The following is a 10,530-nucleotide window of genomic DNA, read 5'->3' as shown; positions in this document are numbered from 1 at the left end:
CTCTTCCGCCAAGTTGATGACAGATTTCGGGGGGTTTGTGCATTCAGGTTCCGGGAAATCCCGTAACCTGCTCCTGAACGTTTTACTGGGCACGTCCTGTCCCTCTTTGTTTCCGGAAGTCCGCATTTCTTCCGTAAAACCATCTTCTGCCACCCGTCTGCCTCACCACAAAGCAGTCAAACCGTCAGTTTGAGTTAGGTCACAAAAGTAATCTGAATCAACAATCTGTCCCACCACAAGACGATCGCTGACGATCCGAATACTACCTTCTCGTCAGTAATTTTACCAGATGTTAGGCCAGCTAACCGTCGATAGTTTACATACTAAACTAGGGCCAGGCTCGCACAACAGACCCTCTTATTTTCGGACACGGGAGGAATATTCATCCACAACTTCATCTGGAATGGCCTTAATCTACTACAAGCCGTGTTTGCCGACCTCTTTCACTTCGTGTCTGAGCGATTCAACTCGCTCACCAATCTTCTCTTCCACCAGGTTGGATGAGGGTGTGTTATTCTGATAGACACGCAGATTTTTCATGTTGATGGCCCCCGGGATTTTGAGGAACGATAGCGCCCATTCAGGGCGAACGTCACCGCTGAGCAGTCTCGATAGTTTGCATGTCCTGAGTTCCGTTTTTGGACTGACCCCGCCCCGGTAGACGATCCTGCCCTATAGTTTGAGCATAGCAACTGTCTTCGAACCCGATTACGAAGCATGTTGGTGATACAACGGATCCCATGCTTCATTATTTTTCAGCATTGCGTTCAGGATGGTTAGTAGTTTTCTAATGCAGGCGGTCAGTGCAACCTTTTTGGGTTTTCCTGCGGCAACGAGGCGTGTATAGAATTCTTTAATTACTGGGTTGTGCCTCGTCCCGACCAGTGCGGACATATAGAGGGCTGTTCGGACGGAGGCTCGCCCTCCAAATACCGTTCGGCGACCGCGCATTGTGCCGGAATCCCTGTTTACTGGAGCAACCCCAATAAGCGCACTAATTTCACGTCGTGACAACGTTCCAAGTTCCGGAACCTCAGCCAGCAGCACGGCAACAGTCGCTGCACCAACACCTTTAACGGCGCTCAATAATGCAGATAATTCACTGAAATTTTTCGAAATATAGGCTGACATTTCTGCTTCTATACGAGCCATTTCACTTTTCAATACCGAAATAATAAATCTGATACTTTCTTGATTCTGAGGATGTGATGGATGCAATCTGTTTCGCTCAGCTGTAAGCATTGTCGTTAATTGTCGGCGTCTGACCACCATTGCTGCCAGCAACTGCCTGTGAGCATCAGTTAAGGGACGAATATATTTTTCCCGAGCAGGATGCTGGTTAATAACTTTTGCCATTTGTAGCAGGACTCTGGCATCTATTTGGTCGGTCTTAGCCAGATAGCCCATTGCGCGGGCAAAATCTCGCGCCTGTCGGGGATTGATAACAACCACATCAAAACTTTCAGACTGAAGATAGCCAGCCACACCAGACTCAAGTCCCCCGGTGGCTTCCATCAGGATCAGTTGAGTTTCACTTCGCTTTAACTCTTTGAGTATCTGATTAAAACCGCCATCTTCATTTGGCACAGTGAATGGCTGGGCAATACTGCTGATTGCAATATCCAGAGTGCTTTTCGAAACATCAATGCCTGCACAACGTTGATTTGACACGCTCATCTATACCCCTCCTTGCAAATACGATTTTAAGTTCAGACAACTGTTCGGGCTTCAGATGAACGACTCAGCCTGTGCGTCAGTCGCTATGCTGCGGGCTTGAATAACCCCAGGAGGAATCGGACTACACGGGCTTTGCCAAATCTAAGCCAGAACATAGTAATCCACTTTCAAGATACAAGGAGGAGCGTATGGGCACACCACGATTTACACCTGAATTTAAGGAAGAAGCCGTCCGTCAGATAACAGAACGCGGTTATTCCGTTGCCGAAGTATCTGACCGCCTGGGCGTGTCTGCACACAGTCTCTATAAGTGGCTACGGGCTATTAAACCCGATAACAGCGAACAGCATGCCCGGGATTTACTGGAAGCCAAAAGCGAGACCCTGAAACTACGGGCACAGCTAAAACGCACCGAAGAAGAACGGGATATCCTGAAAAAGGCCGCGCGGTACTTTGCAAGGGAGCCCGACTGAAGTACCGCTTTATCAATGAACACCGCACTGTATGGGGTGTGATGACGATGTGTCGGGTACTGAATGTCGCCCGGGCCGGGTTCTACGCGTGGCTGCACAACCCGGTCTCGGCGCGTGATAAAGATAACCATCGCCTGCTGATGCTTATCCGCGACTCATATTCACTGAGCGGAGGCGTATACGGTTACCGGCGGGTTCATGGCGACCTGAACGAAATCGGGGAGACCTGCGGCAAAAACCGGGTGGGTCGGATCATGCAACTGAACCGGATTAAAGCTGTGCGCGGTTATAAAGCTCCACGTCGTATCGCTGGCAGGCCTCAGTCGTTGCTCCTAATCGGCGTGCAGCGGCAGTTCACCGTTGTACGGGCCAACCAGGTCTGGGTCACCGATATTACTTATAGTGTGCCCGGAGTTCAGGGCGAGCATGGATGCTCAAATGAACCACGAGTCTGTCTGGAATATTGAACCGGTAACTCACGATGAGAAACCGAACAATCCCACCGGGTGTGACGGTGGAGAACCTGAGCGGCAGTGACCTGTGGCATGCCCGCAGGGTGATGTAACCCGCTGACAACGGGGATTGAGGCGAGATCACTAAGCCAAGATGATCCTCAAGGTTGAGTGCTGAAAGGCTGAAGAACATGAACCCGTTAATCCGCCTCTGTGGGTTGAAAATGTCACCACGGCCTACGTGATCTGGCAGGCCGTGCAGAAGTAACGGACAGTGATACGTAAGCACTGCCCGTCGAAGGTGTTTTGACATGTATGCAAAACACCGGTGCAGCAGCGTCTATCACACTCGCGTTGCTGACTTCTGCCAACTTGCGGCAAGCAAGGATAAAGAGTGCGACGGGCAGCCTCCTCAGTATGTCTGAGTCCAGACAGGTGAACCGGGGAAGGTCAGCGACGGATGTTAAGGGGGCATGGCTCCGATGACGCGCTGGCTGGCGGAGCTTCCGTAGTAGTCCGCGATGGGGAAAGCCCATTACATGGCGAAGGGAAGCAGTTTATATGTGTTTGCGACGTGAATTAACTGACCTAACGAGGTGAAGACCTTTGATAATCAGCGAAATGCAACGCAAGCTTGCCACATGGGCAGCCACCGATCCGTCCCGACGGATTGAACGGCTGCTGCGTCTGATAACACAACCAGAATGGCTGACTGAGGCGGCGCGGATCACGCTTTCATCAAAGGGGGCGCATACCCCCGGCGTTGATGGTGTGAACAAAACAACGCTACAGGCCAGACTGGCTGCTGAGCTGCAAATACTCAGGGATGAACTTCTCTCCGGTCGTTACCAACCTCTGCCAGCCAGACGGGTTTATATCCCCAAAAGCAACGGCAAACAGCGACCTCTGGGGATCCCCTCGCTTCGGGATCGTATTGTTCAGCGGGCCATGCTGATGGCGATGGAGCCTATATGGGAGAGCGATTTTCATTCGCTTTCATATGGTTTTCGACCTGAACGCAGCGTCCATCATGCGATCCGCACAGTGAAAATACAACTCACCGATTGTGGGGAAACACGAGGTCGATGGGTGATTGAAGGTGACCTGTCCAGCTACTTCGACACCGTGCATCATCGCCTGCTGATGAAGGCCGTACGCCGCAGGATCAGTGACGCTCGCTTTATGAGCCTGTTGTGGAAAACCATCAAGGCCGGGCACATTGATGTCGGTCTTTTTCGGGCGGCCAGTGAAGGCGTACCGCAGGGTGGCGTAATATCGCCGCTGCTGTCAAATATCATGCTCAATGAGTTCGATCAGTATCTGCATACATGCTACCTGAGCGGGAAAGCCCGAAAGGATCGCTGGTACTGGAATAACAGTATCCAGCGGGGCCGAAGCACCGCAGTCAGAGAAAACTGGCAATGGAAACCTGCTGTAGCGTACTGCCGGTATGCCGATGACTTCGTGCTTATCGTCAAAGGCACCAAAGCACAGGCAGAAGCCATCAGGGAGGAATGCCGTGGCGTGCTCGAAGACAGTCTGAAGCTCAGGCTGAACATGGATAAAACCAGAATCACCCATGTTAATGACGGTTTTGTCTTTCTGGGTCACCGGATCATCCGCAAACACAGTCGTTATGGCGATATGCGGGTGGTCTCAACGATCCCTAAGGATAAAGCCAGAAACTTTGCCGCATCGCTGACAGCACTGTTATCAGGCAACTACAGTGAAAGCAAAGTCGATATGGCTGAACAACTCAACCGAAAACTGAAAGGCTGGGCCATGTTCTATCAGTTCGTTGATTTTAAGGCCAAAGTCTTCAGTTATATCGACCGTGTCGTATTCTGGAAGCTGGCTCACTGGCTGGCCCACAAATACCGTACAGGAATCGCATCCCTGATGAGGTGGTGGTGTAAATCACCAAAACCGGGTCAGAGCAAAACGTGGGTTTTATTTGGTAAAACCAACCACGGCAAGCTCAGTGGCGAAATCCTGTACCGGTTGGTGGGGCAAGGCAAGAAGCTGTTCCGCTGGCGTCTACCCGAAGGTAATCCCTATCTGAGGACGGAAACCAGAAACACGTATACATCGCGTTACACTGACGTGGCAATGGCGTTCGCCAGCGTTTAAATGGAGAGCCGGATGCGCTGAAAGGTGCACGTCCGGTTCGGAGAGGAGAGGCAGGGAAATAGTCCGACTACGCCCTACCTCTTACTCTACTCCGCACCTGGCAGGGCTGGCTGTATCTGGCGGTGGTTATCGACCTCTTCGCCCGTAACGTGGTTGGCTGGTCGATGAAGCCCACTCTCTCTCGCGAACTGGCTCTCGACGCGCTGATGATGGCCGTCTGGCGTCGAAAACCGGACGGTGAGGTTATCGTACATAGCGATCAGGGCAGCCAGTACGGCAGTGACGACTGGCAGCGCTTCTGCCGGGCTAATAACCTGGCCCCGAGCATGAGCAGGCGTGGCAACTGCCAGGATAATGCGGTGGCCGAATCGTTCTTCAGTTCGCTGAAAAAAGAGCGGATCAGAAAACGCATCTATAAAACCCGGGATCTGGCCCGGGCCGATATCTTCGATTACATTGAAGTGTTCTACAACCGGGCCCGTTGCCACAGCCACCTCGGCGGCGTCAGTCCGGAGGCCTTTGAACAGGCCTCGTCGTGAGGACAGAATTTGTCTACGGGCGTGGGGTCAGTCCAACACAGCTCGCCTGCCGTCTGGCTTTTCGGGGCTTTTCCCCAGTATTTAGCTGCTGCGATGAACCCCGAACACGTGGCAGAGTGTGACCACAGGATACTGCGCTCTGAGTTTCCCGATTAACGAGAACTGTTCAGGGAGTCTGACATCAAGAGCGCGGTAGCCTTTTTTAATATGTCGTTTTCCATTTTAATGCGTTGTAGCTTTTTCTTCAGCTCACGTATTTCAATCTATTCCGGGGTTATAGGGGAGGCTTTAGGTATTTTGCCCTGTCGTTCATCCCGCAACTGCTTTACCCATCGCGTCATTCTTCTCGTCTTTTTTCATTAGCTTAGATAACATATCCCACGGAGTAAACTTTATCCGCCAGTACAGCATGAACACGCCGCTTCTCTGGTGCTGAACACCAATGCAGTCCTGCAGGCTTTCTGCGGACTGGCTTTCGTTGGTTTGTCCGATGCTGAGCACGATATTTAACGGCAGTTCGTTTCCGTCTATCGTCAGATTGGTTTTGTGCCAAAACCACCGCGAGTGCGACCCCGCTCAATATCTCTGCATATGTCAGTATGTTCTTTTTAGCCCTGGCAGCACATCTGATGAGTGCACGGATATTGCTGCCATCCAGCGCTGTCGCTGACCAGTCAACGAAACCATGAGCTTCAGGAGATAAAAGCAACTTATGGAAAGTAATGTTCATCACCGCTGACTTTGAACGCGGGCTGTAAACGGCCTTACCTGGACCATATCGCTCAGGAAATCGGGTCATGGTGCGACCGAACACAGAATACAGAACATATAATGAATATACGGTTTTCTGCCCAAGAGAGTGCTGCCCCGGTGTTGCTGGTTCAGCAGTCTGGATGAGAGCCCCTGCTTCACAGGAAAGAACGTAACGAGCCATAGTTCAATATGTTGTGAAAAAAGGCTGTGACAATTAAGAGGCTCAGCCTGGATTATCCGTGGCAATTCACTCAGCCACTTCCTGTGATTCTCGATGCAGCTGCCGTACAGACAGAGCTGCTCGCAGAAGACATGGAAAACGGTGTTCCCCTCATCAGTAATGCTCAGGGTGCTCTGCAGCACTCATGGACAGCCTTGTATCCTGGGTTCGGTGTCAGGTCCGCACTCCACGTTCAGCGGCGATGTTCTGCGCATGAGCCTAAAGAGCGCAAAGAACTGATCGCACCGGGTGAAGTAAATCACAGCCAGCCTTTTATCTTCCTTGATGCAACGCATGACTCTGGCGGGTCGGTAAGGATGGAAACCTCAACCACAGACTCATCTTTAATAATTTTTTGGGAGATGTCGAAGCTCAATCAGTTTTCCTCTTTCCATGGTAATGTACTGCCCAGCCTGCAGACTCCTGATAACCTTGTACAGAGTGCTGCGGGAGACGGTTGAACGCTCGCTGATATACCGGTGAAACGATTCCTGCTTCAGGAGGCCCCCGTCACCGTTGCTCAGGGCAAGAAGATGGTGGCGAACGATGTGGTAATTGCTGCCGAACGCACTGATGGCGAGATTATCCCGCACATGCCGCGCATTGTCTGCAAGAATGCTGAAGACATCATGCCACATCCCCGACAGCTCAATTTCCGCAGCAAGGTCAGAAGACAGCACCTGAATAAGACGAGCTGAATCCTGAACGGCCACGGTTGTATCTGGTTCACGACCGCAGAGCAGCTCAAGACCGAGCACCGCGGGTGCCGTGAAGTCGGCAATAATGTAGCCATTACTTTTAAGGCGAAGGGAGGCCCGCCCCTCCTCGAGAAAGAAGACAGTGGGACGTGCGCGCAGTGTCATGGCTATATCTTCCCGCCCGGAGACCATAACACTCCTTTGTTCCCGGAGGGAGCGAATGATGTTTTCAAGTTTCTGCTGCGGAGTGAATTCAGTATTCATCATAAAAAAGTTTATTTATTAGTTTAGGGAGTGGAGTACCTGGGCTCTCAGGTACTCCGGTGTTGCCTTTAGTTCGTGGCACCCGCTGTAATGGTGTACACCTCGGAGACGATTACTGAGCCGCTGTCTAGTAAGAGGATGGCCCTCTTGCCAGTGACCGGCGTCGTCGCGGTGAAGGTGCGGGTCCAGACGCCGTTGGTCTGCATCCAGGTGGAGCCCTGGACCGGCGTTGCGCCCGCCACGCTGATGGTGTCCACAACCGCAGCCTCGACGTACGCCGGGTTATTCTGCAAGTCGCGCGGAGTGAAGGTGACTGTTATCTGGTCTCCAACCCTGAACGTGGCGCCAGCGCCGCCGGGGACGGCAAGGGTGGAGTTGATCCCACTGACGACCTGGCTCCCCGTGATGGTGTACGGGGCGGAGGCGAGCATTCCGCTGCCCAGCGTGATGGTGGCCGTCAGGCCGGTGCCCGCCGTCGTCGCGGTGAAGGTGCGGGTCCAGACGCCGCCGGCCTGCGTCCAGGCTGAGCCCTGTGCCGGCGCGGCGTTCGCCACGGTGATGGTGTCCGCAGCCTCCGCCGTGATGGTCGCCGGGTTATCCTGCGCGTCGCGCGGGGTGAAGGTGACGGTCATCTCGTCTCCGGCGGTGAACGTGCCGTTAGTGCCGCCGCTGACGGCAAGGGTGGAGGTGGCCGCAGAAGCCGCGCCCGCCGTGACGGAGTACGGGGCGGAGGTGACGGTTCCGTCGCCCAGCGTGACGCCGGCCGTCAGGCCGGTGCCCGCCGTCGTCGCGGTGAAGGTGCGGGTCCAGACGCCGCCGGCCTGCGTCCAGGCTGAGCCCTGTGCCGGCGCGGCGTTCGCCACGGTGATGGTGTCCGCAGCCTCCGCCGTGATGGTCGCCGGGTTATCCTGCGCGTCGCGCGGGGTGAAGGTGATGGTCATCTCGTCTCCGGCGGTGAACGTGCCGTTAACGCCGCCGCTGACCCCAAGGGTGGAGGTGGCCGCAGAAGCCGCGGCAGCCGTGATGGTGTACGCGGCGGAGGTAACGGCCGTGCCGCCCAGCGTGATGCCGGCCGTCAGGCCGGTGCCCGCCGTCGTCGCGGTGAAGGTGCGGGTCCAGACGCCGCCGGCCTGCGTCCAGGCTGAGCCCTCCTTCTCCTGTAGCCCCGGACCAGTAAATGTGGCAGAGGCAAGATCCACCTCCGTCACACTGTTGCCGGATGCATCCTTCAGAGTCAGTGTCAGTACCACATCCTCCTGACTGGCATAACGCGTACGGTCTGTTTTAAGGGTCGAAGTGGCCTGCGAGACAGAGCCCGCTTTCACTGTGACGGTGGCCTGCGGCTGCGCCAGCTGGATGCCGTTCACAATAGAGCTCACCGTCACCACGCCCGTCCGCGTGGCGCGCATAGTGGCAGTGTAAACTCCGCCAGCAGACTCCTGCACGTCAGAGAAGGTGACGCCGTCCTGACCGCTGCTGAATCTCACCTTCTGGCCGTTAATCGGAATGCTCGCCTCATCACGCAGCGTAAGCATTACAGGCACCGGCGTATCCGTGTCGGTAACAGGCTGCCCGACCACCAGTGAGGAGTTAGCATCACTCAGAGTCTGGCTGATGTTGACAGTGATGGTGCCGGCGCTGTAGCCGCGCACATACGGAGTCAGCGTGAAGTGCTCTTCCTGCGTTCCCGGAGTAACCGTCAGGTCATAGCTGCCGGCAGAGGTGCGTACGAAATGCCCCACCCGGGCGAGACCGCGTGCAGCCCGCGCTGCGTTTTTGTCGGTATTATCGCTGCGTTCCGTAACAATCTCACTTTCGTCCACGTCAACCGGATTGCCGGCTGCATCACGCAGGGTGAGGGTGACTTTCTGCGCACTGGTGCCGTCCGGGACCAGATTAAGCGACGAAAGGCTCAGGCCCGACAGTGCGGGACTGATGGCTGCCTGTGAAACGACAACACGGGTGCTGGACGCGGCAGAGCGGTTGCCCCGACTGTCCACGGCAACACCGCGTACCGTATAGGTATTGCCGTGGAGAGCTCTTCCCGGCTGCCAGGCCGGTAGTATAACAGCGTGAGAATGCGGGCCGGAAGACATGATAATCCCTCCGGCCGCCTCCAGCTCTGGCGACTGCCACTCAATGCGCTCAGCAGGATACCGGCTCTTTATCTCCACGCTCAGGGGCTTCTGCTCACCAGCGTAGCCAGTGACCAGCTCCTGGGTCTTCAGGAATATGACCTCTTTCTTTTTGTACTCGAGGACAATGTTGCTGTTGCGCTCGACAAGGTCATGGCGAGCACCGCTCAGACTACGCAGTGCGGCGACGGAGTCAGGACTGGTCTGATGCGCCCAGGATACGCCCGGGGTGTAGCGCAGCTCAAGACCCAGGCGGGAATCGCTGGCCGAGCCCTTGCCCTGACGCTGCCCGGCGTTCAGGGTGAGCAGCGGGAACGGCGTCCAGTTCAGGCCTGCAGTGGCGGCATAAGGGTCCTTCTGGCGGTTGCTGTGTCCGAACAGGCCCACCTCTTCACCGTAGTAGCGCTCAAAGCCCAGCGAGGCGCCGAGCTGCGGCAGCGAAGGAAGCCAGCCGCGGGCGGTAATGTCCCAGCCGTTTGCCGGACGCTCAAGGTAGTCGGTGACGTCCGGGGAGTCCTTCCAGCCCGAGAGGCGCATGTAGCTGTTGGCGCCAAGGCGGAGGTTGTCGCGCCAGTATTCAATACCGAGCCCAGCCCGGGTGTGGCTGCGGGAGAGGTCGTGGTCGATAAAGGCGCTGGCGCCGAGCATACTGTCGGACCCGAAGCTGCGCACGCCGAGGCCGAGGGAGGACTGCGTGCGGTCGTCCGCCCGGCGGATACCGCCCTGGGCAAAGGTGAGCAGGTCAGGCGAGTCGTGCAGGGGCACCAGGAGGTCGAGAGAGGAGCCCTTCAGTGAGAAGTCCTTATCAACGTCAATGGTGGTGCGCGCCGTGCCGAACTGGCTGAGCCACTGCTGGACTTCGGCACTGGCGTACCCGCTGGCGAGTGATGCAGCAGCATCGGTATCTGGGGCGTTGCTCAAGAAGGTCCCTGCCCGGGATGCGGCCTGGGCAAGGCGTGCGGCGGCCTGATTGTCGTTCACGTCGGCGGTCGCGGTGGTGTCGCGGTTTGGCTGAACGGCGGAGGCAATAGCCGGGGTAAAGGCAACAGATAATGGAGAGCAGAACTGCACCAAAAGTGTGGCGATTGCAGTTTTCCGAATAAGAACTTTTTTCACAGTTTAATATTCTTCCTAATGGAATGAATGACTGCGGTACTTTAGAATCGGAGTGTGTTTTTTTGGAATGTAA

General features: G+C 55.5%; 4 protein-coding genes and 4 pseudogenes. 3 read left to right on the top strand and 5 right to left on the bottom strand.

Features of this window, described 5'->3' with window-relative positions:
* Positions 1–708: 708 nt before the first annotated feature.
* Positions 709–1,677 (bottom strand): IS110 family RNA-guided transposase, encoded by a 969-nt coding sequence (locus tag FOY96_RS22930; protein WP_143347859.1) that lies wholly within the window; start codon positions 1,675–1,677, stop codon positions 709–711.
* 188 nt (positions 1,678–1,865) lie between these two features.
* Between FOY96_RS22930 and FOY96_RS22925 the strand changes: the two are divergent.
* From FOY96_RS22925 to FOY96_RS22910, 3 genes and pseudogenes are all read left to right on the top strand, one after another.
* Positions 1,866–2,551 (top strand): annotated as a pseudogene (locus FOY96_RS22925) (IS3 family transposase); the annotation flags it as partial.
* A 672-nt stretch (positions 2,552–3,223) separates the two neighbouring features.
* Positions 3,224–4,732, top strand: a complete 1,509-nt coding sequence (gene ltrA / locus FOY96_RS22915) for a group II intron reverse transcriptase/maturase (RefSeq protein ID WP_172620547.1) — start codon at positions 3,224–3,226, stop codon at positions 4,730–4,732.
* Between the two features lie 80 nt (positions 4,733–4,812).
* Positions 4,813–5,271, top strand: a pseudogene (locus FOY96_RS22910) (IS3 family transposase); the annotation flags it as partial.
* Positions 5,272–5,304: 33 nt separating this feature from the next.
* Here FOY96_RS22910 and FOY96_RS22905 read toward each other — a convergent pair.
* The 4 genes and pseudogenes from FOY96_RS22905 to FOY96_RS22895 form a co-directional block, all read right to left on the bottom strand.
* Positions 5,305–5,612, bottom strand: a pseudogene (locus tag FOY96_RS22905) (IS3 family transposase); the annotation flags it as partial.
* Between the two features lie 41 nt (positions 5,613–5,653).
* A pseudogene (locus FOY96_RS23315) lies at positions 5,654–6,205 on the bottom strand (transposase family protein); the annotation flags it as partial.
* 383 nt (positions 6,206–6,588) lie between these two features.
* Positions 6,589–7,209 (bottom strand): helix-turn-helix domain-containing protein, encoded by a 621-nt coding sequence (locus FOY96_RS22900; RefSeq protein ID WP_143347856.1) that lies wholly within the window; start codon positions 7,207–7,209, stop codon positions 6,589–6,591.
* A gap of 65 nt (positions 7,210–7,274) precedes the next feature.
* Positions 7,275–10,457 (bottom strand): inverse autotransporter beta domain-containing protein, encoded by a 3,183-nt coding sequence (locus FOY96_RS22895; RefSeq protein ID WP_143347855.1) that lies wholly within the window; start codon positions 10,455–10,457, stop codon positions 7,275–7,277.
* Positions 10,458–10,530 lie beyond the last annotated feature (73 nt).

It is taken from the genome of Enterobacter asburiae (genome assembly GCF_007035645.1).
GTDB lineage: Bacteria > Pseudomonadota > Gammaproteobacteria > Enterobacterales > Enterobacteriaceae > Enterobacter > Enterobacter asburiae_B.
This window is presented reverse-complemented; position numbering and strand designations above follow the sequence as displayed.